Below are 17,705 nucleotides of genomic sequence, written 5' to 3' on the forward strand. Positions count from 1 at the left end.
ATGCAGTTGGGGCCGCACGGCTGGGGGCAGCGTCTCCGCTCGCTGGCGCCAGCGGCTGAGCACCGGTGCGGCCCCAACTGCATGCGTCAGCCACTGCGCACGCTGGCGCCAGCGGCTGAGCACCGTGACGCCGGAGGCCGCAACCGCAGACGTCAGCCACTCCACACGCAGGCGTCAGCGGCTGAGCACCGCCGAGGCCCCCACCGCAGACGTCAGCCACTCCGCACGCTGGCGTCAGCAACTCGGCACCGGTGCGGCCCTGACCGCAGGCGTCAGCCACTCCGCACGCAGGCGCCAGCAGTCGGGCACCGCTGACGCCGAAGGCCGCACCGCAGACGTCAGCCACTCCCCACCGCTGACGCCGAAGGCCCACCGCACGTCGCGCAGCGCGTCCCTCAGTCCGTCGAACGGGGCATCACCATCGGGCGGACCGTGGTGACGAAGGCGTTGACCGCGTCGCGGGTGCTTTCGCGGCGGCGGTCCATCTCCTCCCGCTGGTCGCTGCGGCCCACCTCGCCGACCTCCTGGAAGACCTGAACGGCCCGGGTGGACAGCACCGCGTCGTCGGTCACCAACTGCACCCGGAACAGGGCCTCCTGGGCCGCCGTTCGCAGTTCGTAGGAGTGCAGCCGGACCCGTCGCAGCTCCTCCGGCGGGGTGCCGGCGCGGTCGCTGAACCACAGGTCGATCAGGCCCCGGCGGTAGGCGACCAGGGCCGCCGCGTAGGCGACGTAGGCGTCCATCCGTTCCTGACGCAGTCGCTCCTCGCGGTCCTGCTGGGCGATGCGCGCGTTACCGCGTTCCTGGAACACGTAGGTGAGTCCGACACCGAGCAGGGTGCCGAGCACCGCGATCACGCTGGGCGCTATGCCGTCCATGGGCCCAGTCGACCACACTCCCCCGGACGCCAACCACCGCTTTCCCGGCGTCAGTTGGCTGGAAATCGTTCCATGTCGCCTCCTCCTTCGGTCTTCGGCACAGCACCCATTCCAGCACGGCCGAAGGGGCCGGAGAAGAGTCTCCGACCCCTTTCAGTCGAACGAGTGAACGAGTCAATCGCCGGTGGACCGATGGCTCAGCTGATGCGGTCCAGCACGATCGGGCGGGGGCTGAAAGCGGTGCCGGCCGGGCCGACGGTCACCCCGCCGGCGAGGGCCTGAAGCGCGTACGGGAAGCGTTCGGGGGTGTCGGTGTGCAGGGTCAGCAGGGGCTGGCCGGCGGTGACGGGGTCGCCGGGCTTGGCGTGCAGTTCGATGCCGGCGCCGGCCTGGACCGGGTCCTCCTTGCGGGCGCGGCCGGCGCCGAGGCGCCACGCGGCGACGCCGACCGCGTAGGCGTCGAGCTCGGTGAGCACGCCGGAGGCGTCCGCGGTGACGACGTGGCGTTCGCGGGCGACCGGCAGCGTCGCGTCGGGGTCGCCGCCCTGAGCGGTGATCATCCGGCGCCAGTGGTCCATCGCGGAGCCGTCCTTGAGGGCCCGCTCGGGGTCGGCGTCGGGCAGGCCGGCCGCGGTGAGCATCTCGCGGGCGAGCGCCAGCGTCAGTTCGACCACGTCGGCCGGACCGCCGCCGGCCAGCACCTCGACGGACTCGCGGACCTCCAGGGCGTTGCCGGCGGTCAGCCCGAGCGGAGTGGACATGTCGGTCAGCAGGGCGACCGTGCGCACGCCGTGGTCGCTGCCGAGGCCGACCATGGTGGACGCCAGCTCCCGGGCGTCGTCGAGGTTCTTCATGAACGCGCCGGAGCCGACCTTGACGTCCAGGACGAGCGAGCCGGTGCCCTCGGCGATCTTCTTGGACATGATGGAGGAGGCGATCAGCGGGATCGCCTCGACCGTGCCGGTGACGTCCCGCAGCGCGTAGAGCTTCTTGTCGGCCGGGGCCAGCCCGTCGCCGGCCGCGCAGATGACCGCGCCGACGTCCCGCAGGACGTTCATCATCTCGTCGTTGGACAGCAGCGCCCGCCAGCCGGGGATGGACTCCAGCTTGTCCAGGGTGCCGCCGGTGTGGCCCAGGCCGCGGCCGGACAGTTGCGGGACGGCCGCGCCGCAGGCGGCGACCAGCGGGGCCAGCGGCAGGGTGATCTTGTCGCCGACGCCGCCGGTGGAGTGCTTGTCGGCGGTCGGGCGCGGCAGCGCGGCGAAGTCCATCCGCTCGCCGGAGGCGATCATCGCGGCGGTCCAGCGGGCGATCTCGGCGCGGTCCATCCCGTTGAGCAGGATGGCCATGGCGAGCGCGGACATCTGCTCGTCGGCGACCTCGCCGCGGGTGTAGGCGTCGATCACCCAGTCGATCTGCTCGTCGGTCAGGCGGCCGCGGTCGCGCTTGGTTCGGATGACGGAGATGACGTCCATCGGGGTTCGTTCCTTACGGTTGGGATCGCCGGCGCCGGACCGCGGCGGGTGGCCGCGGCACGGGCGCCGGCGGGTGAAGTCGGCCGGGACCACCGGCGGCGGCACCGGCGAAGGTGCGACCCGCGGTGGTGTGACCGGCTGCGGTGCGACCGGCGAAACTGCGACCGGCGAAAAAGGCGGCCGGCGAAAAAGGCGGCCAGTGAAAAGTGTGACCGTACGTTCGGCGGTCGGGGTGACCGGCGGTGATATGACCGGCGGTGGGGACGACCGGCGGGGTGCCGGCGCCCGACGGGCGGGCCGTCGGGCGCGGGCAGCAGCGGGTGTCAGCAGGAACCAGCGGGCGTCAGCGGTCGAGGTCGTCCCGGCCGAAGGCGTCCGGCAGGATTTCGCTGAGCGGGCGGACGCCGCGGGCGGTGTCGAGCAGCAGGTCGGGGCCGCCGTGCTCCCACAGCAGCTGGCGGCAGCGGCCGCACGGCATGATCCGCTCACCGCGGCCGTCGCAGCAGGTGAACGCGGTCAGCCGGCCGCCGCCGGTGGCGTGCAGCGCGGAGACCAGACCGCATTCGGCGCACAGCGCGACCCCGTAGGCGGCGTTCTCCACGTTGCAGCCGGTGACCGTGCGGCCGTCGTCGACCAGGGCGGCGGCGCCGACCGGGAAGCGGGAGTAGGGCGCGTAGGCGCGGGTCATGATGTCCCGCGCCGCGGCCCGCAGCGCCTCCCAGTCGACGGTCGCGGGGTCGGTGCCCGAGCCAGTGCTTGAGTCCGTGCCCGAGCCCGTGCCGGGGGCGTTGCCCGGGTCGGTGCCGGGGGCCGGCCCGGTTCCGGCGGTCACTTGCCCTGTCCCTTGCGGTAGGGCTTGCCGTCGGCCTTGGGCATCCGCAGGCGTTGCGCGGACAGCGAGAGGACCAGCAGCGTGGCCACGTAGGGCGTGATGCTCACGAATTCGTCCGGAATGGTGCTCGTCATGAGGAACCACACCAGCAGCAGCGCTGCCGAGATGACACCGGCCACGCCCTGCTTGTAGCTCTTCCGGTAGAACTTCCGGACCGCCAGTGCGACCAGCAGGATGAACAGCAGGAGCAGCAGCGCGTGCGCGGCCGGGCCGCCGTTGCGCAGCTGGAGGCTGTCGGTGTAGCCGAACAGGCCGGCGCCCATGGCCAGGCCGCCGGGCCGCCAGTTGCCGAAGATCATCGCGGCGAGGCCGATGTAGCCGCGGCCGCCGGTCTGGCCCTCCTGGTAGGCGTGCGCGGGGACCATGGCGAGGAACGCGCCGCCGAAGCCGGCCAGGCCGCCGGACATGATCACGCCGATGTACTTGTAGCGGTAGACGTTGACGCCGAGCGACTCGGCGGCCACCGGTGCCTCGCCGCAGGAGCGCAGCCGCAGGCCGAACGGGGTGCGCCACAGCACGAAGTAGGTGGCGGCGAACAGCACGGCGGCCAGCACGGTGAACAGCGACAGGTTGGTGACCAGGCCGCCGAGCACACCGGCGAGGTCGGAGACCAGGAACCAGTGGTGTTTCTCGACCGTGGCCAGCCAGGGCGACAGGCCGGGCACGGTGATCGAGCCGACCGACGCGATGTTGGGCGACTGCTTGGGACTGCCGCCGATCCGGGCGGCGTGGCCGGTGTTGAACCACATCTTCGCCAGGTACTCGGTGGCGCCCTGGGCGAGCAGGGTGATCGCCACACCGGAGACGATGTGGTCGACGCCGAAGGTGACGGTGGCGATGGCGTGCACCAGGCCGCCGAGCATGCCGCCGACGACGCCGGCCAGCAGGCCGATCCACGGCCCGTGCTGCCAGCCGGCCCAGGCGCCGAAGAAGGTGCCGAGGATCATCATGCCCTCGAGGCCGATGTTGACCACGCCGGCCCGTTCCGACCACAGGCCGGCCAGGCCGGCCAGGCCGATCGGCACCGCCATCTCCAGCGCGCCGCCGACCTGCCCGGAGGAGGTGACGTCGTCGGCGCCGGTGATGGCCCGGACCGCGCTGACCGCGATCAGGGCGCAGGCCAGCACGACCAGGATCATCGGGAACGACAGCTTGCGGCGGCCGCCGCCCGCCGCGCTGGACTTGGGGGCGGTGGCGGGTGCGGTGGTGACGCTCATGCCGCGGCCTCCTGCTGGTGACTGGTGACGGACGCGGCGGCGAGCTCCTCGCCCACCTTGCGCTGCTGGCGGCCGATGCCGTAGCGGCGGACGACCTCGTAGGCGATGACGACGCACAGGACGATGACGCCCTGGATGACGCCGACGATCTCCTTGTCGTAGCCCTGGAACTCCAGCCAGCCGGAGGTGCGGTCGAGGAACGCCCACAGCAGGGCGCCGATGCCGATGCCGATCGGGTGGTTGCGGCCCAGCAGGGCGACGGCGATGCCGATGAAGCCGATGCCGGTGGGGATGCCGTCGCCGTAGGTGTGGGCCTCGTTGAGCAGCGCGGGCAGGCCGACCAGGCCGGCGACGGCGCCGGAGATCAGCATGCTGATGACGATCATGCGCTTGACGTCGACGCCGCTGGCCTCGGCGGCGGACTCCGACTGCCCGACGGTGCGCAGGTCGAAGCCGAAGCGGGTACGCGACAGCACGAACCAGTAGGCGACGCCGGCCAGGATCGCCACGACGACGAAGCCGTCGATGGGTCCGGCGGCCGGGTTGCCGGTGATGGTGAAGAACCAGGCGGACTTGGGCAGGTTGTCGGTCTGCACGACGTTGCCGCCGTCGGTGGTGTGCGCCAGGCGGTGCGGCTGGAAGAGGTAGGAGATGATGCCCTGCGCGGCGATGGAGTTCAGCATGATGGTGGAGATCACCTCGCTGACACCACGCTTGACCCGCAGCACGCCGGCGATGCCCGCCCAGACCGCGCCGACAAGCATGGCGGTGATGATCAGCAGCGGGATCTCGATGAAGCCGGGCAGGTTGACGTAGCCGCCGACGATGGCGGTGAAGAAGACCGCCATGCCGTACTGGCCCTCGACGCCGATGTTGAACAGGTTCATGCGGAAGCCGATGGCCACCGCGAGGCCGGCGAGGTAGTACTCGGTGGCGCGGTTGAGGATGTAGACCTGGCTGTCGCTCTTGAAGCCGTAGCTGACCATGATCTGGAAGGCGTCGAACGGCTGCTTGCCGGTGGCCAGCAGGACCAGCGCGGTGACGATGATCGCGGCGACCACGGCCATCAGCGGTGCGGCCAGGCCGAGCAGCAGGCGTTCCCGGTCGATCCGGGCGAAGATCTTCATCGGTCCTCTCCCCCCTCGGCTGCGGAGGGTTCGTGCTCCAGGTGGCCCGAGGAGGCGCCGGTCATCGCGGAGCCGAGTTCCTCGGGAGTGATGGTCGCGGGGTCGGCGTCGGCGACCAGGCGGCCGCGGTACATCACCCGCAGGGTGTCGGACAGGCCGATCAGCTCGTCGAGGTCGGCGGAGATCAGCAGCACCGCGAGCCCCTCGCGGCGGGCCTCGCGGATCTGGTCCCAGATCTGCGCCTGCGCGCCGACGTCCACCCCGCGGGTGGGGTGGGCGGCGATCAGCAGCTTGGGGTGGTGGCTCATCTCGCGGCCGACGATCAGCTTCTGCTGGTTGCCGCCGGACAGCGAGGCGGCGGTGACGTCGATGCCGGGGGTGCGCACGTCGTACTCGGTGACGATGCGCTGGGTGTCGCGGCGGACGGCGGCCGGGTCGAGCAGGGCGCCCTTGCTGTTGGGCTTCTCGGTGACGTGGCCGAGGATGCGGTTCTCCCACAGCGGGGCTTCCAGCAGCAGGCCGTGCCGGTGCCGGTCCTCCGGGATGTAGCCGATGCCGGCCACCCGGCGCTTGCGGGTCGGGGTCCGGCTGATGTCGGCGCCGGCCAGGGTGAGCACGCCGGCGTCGGGGACGCGCATGCCCATGATGGCCTCGACGAGTTCGGCCTGCCCGTTGCCCTCGACACCGGCGACGCCGAGGACCTCGCCCTGGTGGATGGTGAACGTGATGTCGTCCAGCACGACGCGGGCGACGCCGTCGGGGTCGGGGGCGGTGAGCCGCAGACCGTCGACGGTGAGCATCGCGACGTCGGTGACGGTGGACTCGCTGGTCTCCGGCGACGGCAGTTCGCTGCCGACCATGAGTTCGGCGAGCTGCTTGGTCGTGGTGGTGCGCGGGTCGGCCGATCCGACGGTGGTGCCGCGCCGGATGACGGTGATCTCGTCGGCGACCGACAGCACCTCGCCGAGCTTGTGCGAGATGAAGATGACGGTCAGCCCCTCGGCCTTCAGGCCGCGCAGGTTGTCGAAGAGCGCGTCGACCTCCTGGGGCACCAGGACCGCGGTGGGCTCGTCGAGGATCAGGGTGCGGGCGCCGCGGTAGAGGACCTTGAGGATCTCCACCCGCTGGCGGTCGGCGACGCCGAGGTCCTCCACGAGCGCGTCGGGGCGCACGCCGAGACCGTAGGCGTCGGATATCTCCTTGATCCTCGCGCGGGCCCTGCCGCCGATGCCGTGCAGCTTCTCGCTGCCCAGCACGACGTTCTCCAGCACGGTGAGGTTGTCGGCGAGCATGAAGTGCTGGTGCACCATGCCGATGCCGCGGGCGATGGCGTCACCCGGGTTGGAGAACGTGACCTGCTCGCCGTCGATGGCGATGGTGCCCTCGTCCGGCTTCTGCATGCCGTAGAGGATTTTCATCAGGGTCGACTTGCCGGCACCGTTCTCGCCGACGAGGGCGTGGACGATGCCGCGGCGGACCGTGATGTCGATGTCGTGGTTGGCGACGACTCCGGGGAACCGCTTGGTGATGCCGTTGAGCTGCACGGCGGGTGGGGCGGCGGGGGACTCGGTGGCGGCGTTGATGGCGCACTCTCCTCGTTCATGCGCGGTCAGGCGTAGGGGCCCGGCGGGAAGGAGTGGTGTGCACTCCCCCGGCGGGCCCCGCGCGTTCGACCGTGTGGATCAAAGGATCACGGGGTCGACTTGACCTTGATCGCACCGCTGATGATCTTCTGCTTGGCGGCGTTGAGCTGCGGCATGATGCCGGTGAGGTAGCCGCCGCTGCTGGCCAGGCCCACGCCACCGTTCTGCAGGTTGTACGCGACGGTGCCGGTCAGCGGCTTGCCGTTGTGCACGCTCTGGATGAGGTCGTAGACGGCGACGTCGACGTTCTTGACCGCGGAGGTCAGGATGTGCGACTTGTCCTTGGCCAGCGCCGGGTCCTGGTACTGGTCGGAGTCGACGCCGATGGACCAGGCGTTCTTGGTGCCCGCCACGGTCTGGATCGAGCCGGTGCCGGAGGAGCCGGCGGCGGCGTAGATGACGTCGATGCCGTGCGAGAGCATGCCCGCGGCGGCCGAGGCGCCCTTGTCGGGGCTGGAGAAGCCGGACAGGTCGGTGCCGGTGCTCAGGTACTGCACGGTGACCTTGTCGGCGGGCTTGGTGTCGTGCACGCCCTGCTGGAAGCCGGCCTGGAAGCCCTGGATCAGCGCGATGTTGACGCCGCCGATGAAGCCGATGTGGCCGGTCTTCGACTTGAGCGCCGCGGCCACGCCGGCCAGGTAGGAGCTCTCCGGGGTGGCGAACGTCATGCTGTCGACGTTCTTGCCCGGCACCTCGGAGTCGACGATGCCGAAGGTGGTCCTGGGGAACTTCGCCGAGACGACCTTGACGGCCTGCGCGTAGGCGTAGCCCACCGAGACGACCGGGTTGTACCCGGCCTGCGCCAGGTCGGTCAGGTAGCCCTCGCGGTCCGACTCACCGTCGGTGTTCTTGGCGGTCAGCTCCTTGGGGGTGCCGCCGAATGCCTTGGTGGCCTTGTCGAGGCCGCGGGCGGCGGAGTCGTTGAACGAGTGGTCGCCGCGACCGCCGACGTCGTAGGCCATGCCCACCTTCATGGTGGACTTCGCAGTGGCCTTACCGCTGCCCGTGGGGCCGCTGGACTGCGTGGAACTCGCGCCGCACGCGGTGGCGGTGAGGGCGAGGGCCGCGGTGGCTATACCGGCGGCTGCGATCGTGGTTACCCGGCGCACGAGGGGTACCCCTTCATCCATCTGAAGCGCCCCGTCCGGCGCTGGTTCTGCGGCAGCTTAACGCGCGTAGATGTCAGGTAAAGGGCGGGTGCGAACCCGTTATGGGATCGTCTCCTACCTGGGGCTCCGCGCCCGCCGCGCCAGGACGGGCGGCTCCGCGACGGTCCCGGGGCGCCCCTTTCGGCAGGGTTCGCGGTGGCCGGAATCACCCGCTTACGCCCCGGGGGACGCGGTATCGGGCCCGGGGGTGGGTTCATGGGGCGGCGGGGTTCAGCGGTCGTCGCCGCCGACAAGCCGGGCGGCGCGGCGGACGGCGCCGGCCGCGGCGGCGCGGGGGCCGGGCGGCAGCCGGCGCTGGGCGACGGCGAGCAGTCCGGTACGGGTCCAGCGGATCCGCAGCCGGCCCGCGCCGCGTCCTTCGGGACCGACGGTGACCAGGTGCGGGGCGAGGCCGCGGTGGTAGCCGATGGCCTTCGACATCCGGGGCAGACCCAGCGGCGCCAGCAGTGGACCGGCCGGGGTGGCGGCGCCGCGGCCGACCGTGACGTACGCGGCACGGTGGCCGGAGTAGCCGTGCGGCGGCAGGGTGACGGCGGCCAGGTCCAGCGTCACGGTGCCCTCGAAGACCCCCGGGCGCACCGGGTCGAGCCGGAACTCGGTGCGGTGCGGCCGGTCGGCGGGGTCGATCACCACGGCGGCGACGGCCGGGCCGACCGGCAGCCGGCGCCCCGGGTCGTAGGTGCGAATGCCGAGGGTGATGCGCGACGCGGGGCTCGGGGTCAGCGCGGTGATCTCGTGCCGCAGCAGCGCGGAGGTCAACGGGCGCCCGCGCAGGTTGAGTTCGCCGATCTCCAGCTCACGGGCGAGGTCCGGGTCGTCCGGCGTCCCGGCTCCCCAGTACTCGGTGCCGTCGGCGCCCACGACCGCCTCGCGCGGCGCGATCGGCCGGCCGAGTCCGCGGGCGGCGACCACCGCGTCGGCGTACCGGCCGGACCGCAGCAGGGCGAGCGTGACGCGCAGGTCACGCGGGGTGCGGTGCAGTGCGCCGGGGTGCACGCCGTCCAGGTACTCGCCGGTCGCGGCGGCGAACGCCGTGGCGAACTCCTCGTCCCGGTACGGCAGTTCGGCCAGGAAGGGGGCCAGATCGCGGGTGAGGAACGCGTGGTCCTTGTCGGGCCGCAGGTCGGCGAAGCCGCTGTCGTCGAGGAAGGCGTCGATGAGCCGATGAACGGCGACCCGGTCCCGGACGGCGGCGGCGGGGTCCACGGGAGAGGCTTGGTCGGCGGGGCGTTGCTCTGTGGGGCGTTGGTCCGCGGGGCTTTGGTCTGCGGGGCTTTGGTCTGCGGGGCGTTGGTCCGCGGGGCGTTGGTCCGCGGGGCGTTGGTCCGCGGGGAGGTCGCCGGCGGAGGGTTGGTCGGCGCCGGAGGCTTGATCGGCGCCGGAGGCTCGGTCGGCGGAGGCCGCGTCGGCGGTCGTGGCTGACGGGGCCGTTGTCGTGGCGGGCGGAGCCGTGACCGTGGCGGGCGGGGCGAGGTGCGGGGCCGGCGGGGCCGTGACCGTGGCGGGCGGGGCCGGTGGGGCGACGTGCCAGCGGTAGACCGGTTCGGTCAGCACGGCGATCGCGCCGGCCAGGGCGTAGGCGCGGGTGGAGAACAGCTGGTCGGCGAAGGCGATCCCGACCGGGAAGCGCAGCTCGTGCCGGTCGAGGAACGCCTTGCGGTACATCTTGTCGGTGGCCAGCGGGTTGTGCAGCAGGCCGGGTTCGGCGCGCAGGCCGCGGATCGTACGGGCGCGCTCCACCAGGTGCGGGCGCCAGGTGGAGGTGGCTCCGCCGGGCGCGACCCGTTCGACGGCGCCCATCGCCAGGTCGAGCGCGTCGTCCTCCAGCAGCGCGTCGAGCAGTGACTCGCAGGCGTGCTCGGGCAGTTCGTCGTCGCTGTCGAGGAACATCAGGAACGGCGCCCGCGCCAGGTCGATCGCGGCGTTGCGCGGGCCGCCGCAGCCACCGCTGTTGACGGGCAGCCGGTGGTAGCGGATCCGGTCGTCCTGTTCGGCGAGGGCGCGGGCGACCTTGGGGGTCCGGTCGGTGGAGTGGTCGTCGCTGATGACGATCTCGAGGTCGCGGAGGGTCTGGCGGCGTACCGACTCGACGGCGCGCGGCAACCGGGCGGCGTCGTTGTGGACGATGACGATGACGCTGACGTCAGGGCGGGCCGCGACGGCCATGGGGTCCTCCGGCATGGTGCGGGGTCGAACGGGAGCGGGCGGTGGCGGCAAGCGGGGCGCCGGCGCCGTGGGCGGCGGGGCGCCGTCAGGGGCGGGCGGTACCGGTGGCGTGCTGGACGGCCGGGGCCACCGAGCCGGGGACGCCGTCGCGCTGGGCGGGGCCGGCGGCGCGACGGGCAGGGCCGCTGAGGGCGGGATCGGCTTCGACCAGGGCGGGGTCGGCGAGGGCGGCTTCGGCGAACGGGCGCAGGGCGGGGTCGGCGCCAGCGGCGCGCAGGGCGGGTATCGCGGCGCCGCCGAGCCGGTTCAGCACGGCCAGACAGGCCGGCGTGACGCGGCCGGACGTGGCGCCCTCAGCACGCTCAGCGCTCGCGACACCCATGGCACCCGTAGCGCTCGCGACACCCTCAGCACGCACTGCACTCGTGGCCCCCACCGCACCCACCACACCCGCCGTGAGCAACTCGGCGACGGCGGCGGCGGGTTCGCGGGCGGCGAGCCAGACGTCGGCCTCGGCGTCCGCGGCGGCCGACGGGTAGCCGGGCAGGACGTCGAGCAGCGCGGTGGCGGGGGCGTCCCGCAGGTCGCCGAGGGTTGGCGCGGCGACACCGGTGGCGAGCGACCGGTCCCGTACGACGAGCAGCCCGAGCGCGGTCAGCCGGACCGTGCCGTACGCGGCCTCGCCGGGGTCGGCGTCCTCCAGCGGTCCGTCGAACGGCAGGTCCAGCGGGCGCGCCGGCGGCGTGTACTCCAGCAGTCCGGTCGGCGCCAGCGCGGCGAGCCGGTCGGCCAGCGCGGCGACCTCGGCGACCAGGTCGGCGTCCTCGACCCCGCGCAGGTCGTCCGTGCCCCAGGCGCCGCCGGACTCATCGGTGCCGTCGAACCCGTCGGTGCCATGGGTGCCGCCGGGGTGGTCCGCGGGGTCGTCCGGGGTGAGCAGGACGGCGGCGAGTACCGGCAGCGGGAGCGGTTCGGGGGCGCCGCCGGCCGCGGGCTGCCAGGATTCGAGGACGGCGACCAGGTAGAGGGTGCGCAGGATGGCGTCGAGGTAGGCCCGTTCGCCGGCCAGGTCCCATTCGGGGGCGGGCCCGGCGGCCTCCTCGGCACAAGGGTCGTCGGCAAAGGGATCGTCGGCGTAGGGATCGTCGGACCCGGTGAGCAGGTCGTCGAACTCCGCCTCCCCGATGACCGCGTCGAGCCCGGCACGCCACAGGGCGAGGACCTCGTCGGCGGCCAGGCCGTCCAGCGTGCCGAGGACGTCGCCGGGCACGGCCGTCGGCCGCCCGTCCTCGTCGTCGCGTATCGCGATCACTCCGAGGGCGAGCCCGAAGTCCCAGGCGGCGACGGCCTCGTCGTCGTATCCGCTGCCGCGCAGGCCGAGTGCGGCGGCGGCCTCGCGCAGCGGCTCGTCGGCGAGGATTCCGGTGACGTCGACGGGCCGACCGGTGCCCAGCAGCCCGGCGAGCCGGACCGCGCGGTCGAACAGCGGTGACCGGCGGGCCGATTCCGCGAGCACGTCCCGTTCGGGCAGCCGGACCGGCGGTACCAGGATGTGGCTCTGCTCGACAAGCACGGAGGGTCCCCCTACGGGATTTCGGAACGAACATCACCGGCCGCGTCCGTCACGTCGGCATGGCCCGGCCCCCGTCCGCCCCGCGCCGGGTCCGGACGGGCGGGCCGGTGCGACGCTAACGGCCCGGCGGCCCGCGCGTGATGTCGAGTCTGAGCCGTGGGTTGCGAAACGCTCGAAAATATCACCGCATACACACAGAAGCTACACGGCAGATCGATCCTAACATTGCCCAACTCCGCCCCGGCCGGGACCGAAAGCCGACAGAAAGCGACACGGACGACAGTCGGCGGAAAGGCGGGGGAACGCGGCCATTGACGACGGTGAATGACGGCGGCGGAGGTGATTGACGGCGAATGACGGCGAATGACGGCGGAAAAGGGGAGCGGGGAATGGGGGCGGGAAACCTCGCGCGGGAACACTGCGTGAAGCGGGGTTGACGCATCGCCCGCCGCCCGCGCAGGGGTGAGGGTTGGAGCTGGGGCGCATCGGTCGCCGGCCGCGTGTCCGACGTCGGCCGTGAGCACCCGCCGTCCCGGGATCGACCGGCTCGCGCCGTCGGCCGACCGCTGACGTGGACCGGACGGGCCCGTTCACCGGAATCCGGCCCGGCGAACACGGTTGACGGTCCGCCGGCCCGGTTCCGTGCACCGCGGTCGGGGCCGGTCCGGGTCCGTACACCGCGGTCCGGATTCCGTACGCGGAAACGTCGACGCACCGGTGGCAACGTTCCGTGCGCTCCCCCGGTTCGCACGCCCCGGTTCACCCTCCCGCCGTTGAACGACGAGCGCCCGGCCCGCGATGGTCCGCGGGCCGGGGACGGTCGACCGAGGCGTGCCGCGCCGGCCGAACAGGACCGCCTCAGCCGAGCAGGGCCGCGCCGGTGAAGAGTTCCACGCCGACGCGGATCGCGCCCTCGTCGGCGTCGAAGTCGCCGCGGTGCAGGTCGCGCACGGTGGGGTCGCCGACCGGGCGGACGCCGAGGCGGGCCAGCGCGCCGGGGACGTGCTCCAGGTACCAGGAGAAGTCCTCGCCGCCGAGGCTCTGTTCGGTGTTCTCGATGGTCTGGGCGCCGCGGCGGGCGGTCATCGCCTCGCGCAGCAGCTTGACCGACCCGGCCTCGTTGACGACCGGCGGCACGCCGCGGTGGTAGGTCAGCTCCCACTTGGCGCGGTACATCGCGGCGACCTGGTCGATGACCTCGTGGATCAGGTCGGGCGCATCGCGCCAGGCCCCCAGCTCCAGGCAGCGCACGGTGCCTTCCAGCTCGGCGTGCTGCGGGATGACGTTGGCGGCGTGGCCGGACTGGATGCGGCCCCACACCACGGACAGGCCGGAGCGCGGGTCGATGCGGCGGGCCAGGACCGCGGGCAGTTCGGTGGCCATCTTGGCGACCGCGGTGACCAGGTCGGTGGTCAGGTGCGGGCGGGCGGTGTGGCCGCCGGCGCCGTCCAGCGACAGCACCAGCCGGTCGCAGGCGGAGGTGATCGCGCCGGTGCGCAGGCCGATGCGGCCGACCTCGACGCGCGGGTCGCAGTGCACCGCGAGGATGCGGTCGACGCCGTCGAGGACCTGGGCCTTGATCAGGTCGATCGCGCCGCCGGGCATGACCTCCTCGGCCGGCTGGAAGATCAGCCGGACCGGCCGGGTCAGCCGGCCCTCACGGGCCAGGCCGGCCAGCACGATCCCGGCGCCCAGCACGATCGTGGTGTGCATGTCGTGGCCGCAGGAGTGCGCGCGGCCCTCGTGCGTCGAGCGGTACGCGACGGTCTTGGTGTCCGGAATCGGCAGCGCGTCGATGTCGGCGCGCAGCGCGAGCCGCGGGCCACCGTCCTCGGGGCCGATGTCGCAGACCAGGCCGGTACCGGCGGGCAGGTCGCGCGGGTGCAGGCCGGCGGACTCCAGCCGGGCCTTGATCGCGGCGGTGGTGCGGAACTCCTGGCGGGAGAGCTCCGGGTGCATGTGGAGGTCACGACGGAAGTGGACAAGCTCGGCGTACAGCTCGTCGGGCAGAGCGCCGGACGCGGGCAGAGCGTGGTCCACCCCCGACAGCGTTGAACTCATGACCACTCCCGGTGTGTCGTCGGCGAAGACATCCGGCCAGCGGGCAGAGAAAAGCACCTCTGCGGCGCATACTCGCCCCCGGTCCGGGTATCTACACCCTTTTAGGACCTGAGCACCACCATATCCCTTTCAGCGTGGCCCAACGAATGCCCGAACGCCTCGCAGCGGCCTCGAATGGCCGATCGACCGGACGTTTTATCCACTCATCAGCCGTACGCACGCCTCGCCCGGAGCATCGTTTTTCAGACACTTCGTCACGTTCGGTGACCGGGGCGACACCCGGCTCCGGCGATCGCGCCGCCCCTGTTCGTTCCGGCGCGGCGACGGCTCGTTCCGGCCCGGCGCGACCAGCAGGTCTCAGCCACGCCCGTACGTGTGCTCCGCCTGCCACAGCACGACGAGCCCGCCGACGAGGGCGAGCCCGGCCCACAGCACCGCCATGGCCCAGATGTGCGGTGTGGTGTGGCCGAAGCCCTGGAGCAGGGAATGCCTGGCCAGCTCGATGTAGACCGCTCCCGGGTTGGACTCCAGCAGGAACCTGAACGGCTGCGGCGCGCCGCCGGCGACCTTCGCGACGCTGTAGAAGACGCCGCACAGGTACATCCAGGTGCGCAGCACGAACGGCACCAGCTCGCCGATGTCGTGGTTGCGGGCGCCGATCCGGGCCATCAGCATGGCGCAGCCGAGGTTGAACACCGACTGGAGGAGCAGCGCCGGCACGATCAGCAGCCACCGCGGGGCCAGCGGCTCCCCGGTCGCCAATACGATGGTGATGACGACGCCCATCGACATCAGCAACTGCTGCAACTGGATCAGCGTCGCCGCGATCGGCAGGCACGCCCGCGGGAAGTGCACCGCCCGCACCAGCTCGATCCGGTTGGAGATCGACCAGGTGCCGGTGGAGATCGACTCCCGGGTGTAGGTGAACGTGAAGACCCCGACCGTCAGGAACGCGATGTAGTTGTCGCCGGTGCCGTCGGTGCGCCGCAGCAGGTACCCGAAGATCAGCCAGTACACGAAGACGTTGAGCAGCGGCGTGAGCACGTGCCAGATCTGGCCGAGCCGGGCGTCCGCGTACAGCGCCGTGAGCCGGGCCCGCGCGTAGGCCACCGTGAAGTGCCGCCGGGACCAGACCTGTCCCACGTACTCCGGCAGCGTCGGCCGTCGGGCCGCCGCGACCAGCCCGTACCGTTGCGCCAGGTCGGCGGCCTGGCCGGACGTCAACGGCGGGGGCATGTCGACAGGTTCGAGCGTCACGGTCCCGAGGGCACCGGTGGGAACGGTCCCGAGGGCACCGGTGGGAAGGGTCACGAAGGCACCGCCTGGAACGGGGAGTCGGGCAGGTCGGGGAAGGGCGGGCGGGCGGTTCGCACGGCGCGCAGTCCGTGCCGGGCGCGGGCGGCCTGGTTGACGGAGGTCAGGAAGCCGTGCGCGCGCGGCGAGGCGGCGGCGGTGAGCCAGGACGGCTCGACGTCGCAGACCTCGATCTGCACGCCGGTGCCGGCCAGCGCGGCCGGCAGGGTGTGGACCACGGTGGAGGGGAAGCTGAGCATCCGGGCGCCGATCGGGCCGCGGCGGGCGATCAGCTCCAGCGGCAGGTCGGGCCGGACGATCTCCAGACCGGTGCGGGCGGCCAGTTCCCGCAGCTTGTCGCCGTTCTCCCGGCGGTGCGCGAAGTAGCGGGTGGCGCCGTTGAGCCGGGCGATGCCGGCCACCGCGGCCAGGTAGCGTTCGCGGTCGACCACGCCGGTCTCCACCAGCGAGGTGCCGATGACGTCGGCGCTGTCGCGGACCGTCGGCGGCCCGAAGCGTTCGCGGGTCCACGCCAGGTGGTTGACCCGGGTGACCACGCCGGGCGGCGCGGTGACCGGCAGCGCGGTGAACAGCTCCACCGCCCGGCCGGCCCGCGCGGTCAACCGCCGCCGGGCGTACCGGGCCACCGGCGCGAACGCGGTGTCGACCAGCCCGCCCCGGCCACGCCCCGAACGGTGCCAGCGCACCAGGCGCCGGCCGTCGGTCATCAGCGCGACGAACTCCATGGTGGCCGTGCCGTCGTCGACGACCACCAGGTCACGCGCCCGGCTGAGCGGCAGCAGCGCCTGCACCATGCGGGAGAACGGGTCGCCGATCACCAGGCACTCGGCCTTCGCCAGCGCCGGGGCCAGTTCGGCCAGCGTGCGCAACGGTCCCGCGGCGGCGGCGCGCGGCTCGCACCAGCGCAGCGCGAGGCCCTCGTCGCGCGCCATGCTCGCCATGCGCAGCAGCTGCCCGCGGCCCATCGGGTCGCGCGGCGGCAGCACGGCGACGGTGTGCCGCGTCAGGTCCCCGCCTTCGGCGTGCGCCCACTCCAGCAGGTTGAGCAACTGCACGGGCGACTCGACCAGCGCCAGGGCGGACCGCTGCCGCGGGGGCTGGACGGCTTGGGGGCTCTGGAGCGTTTGGGGAGGCTGGACGGCTTGGGGGAGCTCGCCGGTGCGGGGGTCCGGGGGGCCGGCCGGGTCGCGGCGCCGGGGGACGGCGGTCATGCGGAGACCGGCTCGGGCTCGGCGGCGGCGCGGGCCTCCGACTCGGCGACGACGCCGGGGACGCGGCGCAGCTTCTTCATCGGGCCGAGTTCGCCCGCGTAGACCTTCTTGACGCCGTCGCCGAGCGCGTCCTCGATGACGCGGATGTCGCGGACCAGGCGCTCCAGGCCCTGGCTCTCGACGGAGGCGGCCTGGTCGGAGCCCCACATCGCGCGGTCGAGGGTGATGTGGCGCTCGACGAAGACCGCGCCGAGCGCGACCGCGGCCAGGGTGGTCTGGAGGCCGACCTCGTGGCCGGAGTAGCCGACGGGCACGTTCGGGTACTCCTCGCGCAGGGTGTTGATCATGCGCAGGTTCAGCTCGTGCTGCTTGGCCGGGTAGGTCGAAGTGGCGTGACACAGCAGGATGTTGTCGCTGCCGAGGACCTCGACCGCGTGCCGGATCTGGCGCGGGGTGGACATGCCGGTGGACAGGATGACGGTGCGGCCGGTGGCCCGCAGGGCGCGCAGCAGGTCGTCGTCGGTCAGGCAGGCGGAGGCGACCTTGTGCGCCGGCAGGTCGAACCTCTCCAGGAACTCCACGCTCGGCACGTCCCACGGCGAGGCGAACCAGGCGATGTCGCGCTCGCGGCAGTACGCGTCGATCTGCCGGTAGTCCTCCTCACCGAACTCCACGCGGTGCCGGTAGTCGATGTACGTCATCCGGCCCCAGGGGGTCTCGCGCTCGACGTCCCACTGGTCGCGCGGGGTGCAGATCTCCGGGGTGCGCTTCTGGAACTTCACCGCGTCGCAGCCCGCGGCCACGGCGGCGTCGATGAGCTTGTAGGCGTTGTCCAGGTCGCCGTTGTGGTTGATGCCGATCTCACCGGTGACGTAGACGGGGCGGCCGTCGCCGACGATCCGGTCGCCGAGGGTGCGGCTGCGGGCGGTGCTGGGGTTCACGGGGTGCCTTTCGGGGGGTGGTGTGGGGTGCGGGGCTC

13 protein-coding genes are annotated in these 17,705 nt (G+C 72.7%); all 13 read right to left on the reverse strand.

Going from position 1 to position 17,705, the window contains the following annotated elements:
- Positions 1 to 395 precede the first annotated feature (395 nt).
- Positions 396 to 878 (reverse strand): plasmid transfer protein KilB, encoded by a 483-nt coding sequence (kilB, locus tag POF43_RS33130; RefSeq protein WP_271315861.1) that lies wholly within the window; start codon positions 876 to 878, stop codon positions 396 to 398.
- A gap of 197 nt (positions 879 to 1,075) precedes the next feature.
- On the reverse strand, positions 1,076 to 2,353 hold the full coding sequence (locus tag POF43_RS33135) for a thymidine phosphorylase (RefSeq protein ID WP_271324189.1): 1,278 nt from the start codon (positions 2,351 to 2,353) through the stop codon (positions 1,076 to 1,078).
- Positions 2,354 to 2,696: 343 nt separating this feature from the next.
- On the reverse strand, positions 2,697 to 3,185 hold the full coding sequence (locus POF43_RS33140; RefSeq protein WP_271324190.1) for a cytidine deaminase: 489 nt from the start codon (positions 3,183 to 3,185) through the stop codon (positions 2,697 to 2,699).
- Entirely contained in the window at positions 3,182 to 4,462 is a 1,281-nt protein-coding gene (locus POF43_RS33145) for an ABC transporter permease (RefSeq protein WP_271315863.1), read from the reverse strand. Before POF43_RS33145 ends, POF43_RS33140 begins: the two co-directional genes overlap by 4 nt.
- The gene (locus POF43_RS33150) at positions 4,459 to 5,589 is read right to left on the reverse strand and encodes an ABC transporter permease (RefSeq protein WP_271324191.1); all 1,131 of its coding nucleotides are present in this window, start codon (positions 5,587 to 5,589) and stop codon (positions 4,459 to 4,461) included. Before POF43_RS33150 ends, POF43_RS33145 begins: the two co-directional genes overlap by 4 nt.
- Entirely contained in the window at positions 5,586 to 7,133 is a 1,548-nt protein-coding gene (locus tag POF43_RS33155) for an ABC transporter ATP-binding protein (protein ID WP_271315865.1), read from the reverse strand. Before POF43_RS33155 ends, POF43_RS33150 begins: the two co-directional genes overlap by 4 nt.
- Positions 7,134 to 7,279: 146 nt before the next feature.
- A complete protein-coding gene (locus POF43_RS33160; protein ID WP_271315866.1) occupies positions 7,280 to 8,341 on the reverse strand; it encodes a BMP family lipoprotein in 1,062 nt (353 codons plus the stop codon).
- 270 nt (positions 8,342 to 8,611) lie between these two features.
- Positions 8,612 to 10,582: a glycosyltransferase family 2 protein gene (locus POF43_RS33165; protein WP_282704923.1), complete on the reverse strand. Its 1,971-nt coding sequence runs from the start codon at positions 10,580 to 10,582 to the stop codon at positions 8,612 to 8,614.
- A 70-nt stretch (positions 10,583 to 10,652) separates the two neighbouring features.
- A complete protein-coding gene (locus tag POF43_RS33170) occupies positions 10,653 to 12,140 on the reverse strand; it encodes a hypothetical protein (RefSeq protein ID WP_282704924.1) in 1,488 nt (495 codons plus the stop codon).
- Positions 12,141 to 12,998: 858 nt separating this feature from the next.
- On the reverse strand, positions 12,999 to 14,201 hold the full coding sequence (locus POF43_RS33175; RefSeq protein WP_271317384.1) for an amidohydrolase: 1,203 nt from the start codon (positions 14,199 to 14,201) through the stop codon (positions 12,999 to 13,001).
- A gap of 357 nt (positions 14,202 to 14,558) precedes the next feature.
- A complete protein-coding gene (locus tag POF43_RS33180) occupies positions 14,559 to 15,437 on the reverse strand; it encodes an ABC transporter permease (protein WP_303658093.1) in 879 nt (292 codons plus the stop codon).
- A gap of 71 nt (positions 15,438 to 15,508) precedes the next feature.
- Positions 15,509 to 16,726 carry a hypothetical protein gene (locus tag POF43_RS33185; protein ID WP_282704925.1) on the reverse strand — a complete coding sequence of 406 codons (1,218 nt, stop codon included), beginning with the start codon at positions 16,724 to 16,726 and terminating at the stop codon, positions 15,509 to 15,511.
- On the reverse strand, positions 16,723 to 17,667 hold the full coding sequence (locus tag POF43_RS33190; RefSeq protein WP_271326056.1) for an N-acetylneuraminate synthase family protein: 945 nt from the start codon (positions 17,665 to 17,667) through the stop codon (positions 16,723 to 16,725). Before POF43_RS33190 ends, POF43_RS33185 begins: the two co-directional genes overlap by 4 nt.
- Positions 17,668 to 17,705: the final 38 nt, after the last annotated feature.

Origin of the sequence: Streptantibioticus silvisoli (assembly GCF_027947535.2) — a bacterium.
Classification (GTDB): Bacteria; Actinomycetota; Actinomycetes; order Streptomycetales; family Streptomycetaceae; genus Streptantibioticus_C; species Streptantibioticus_C silvisoli.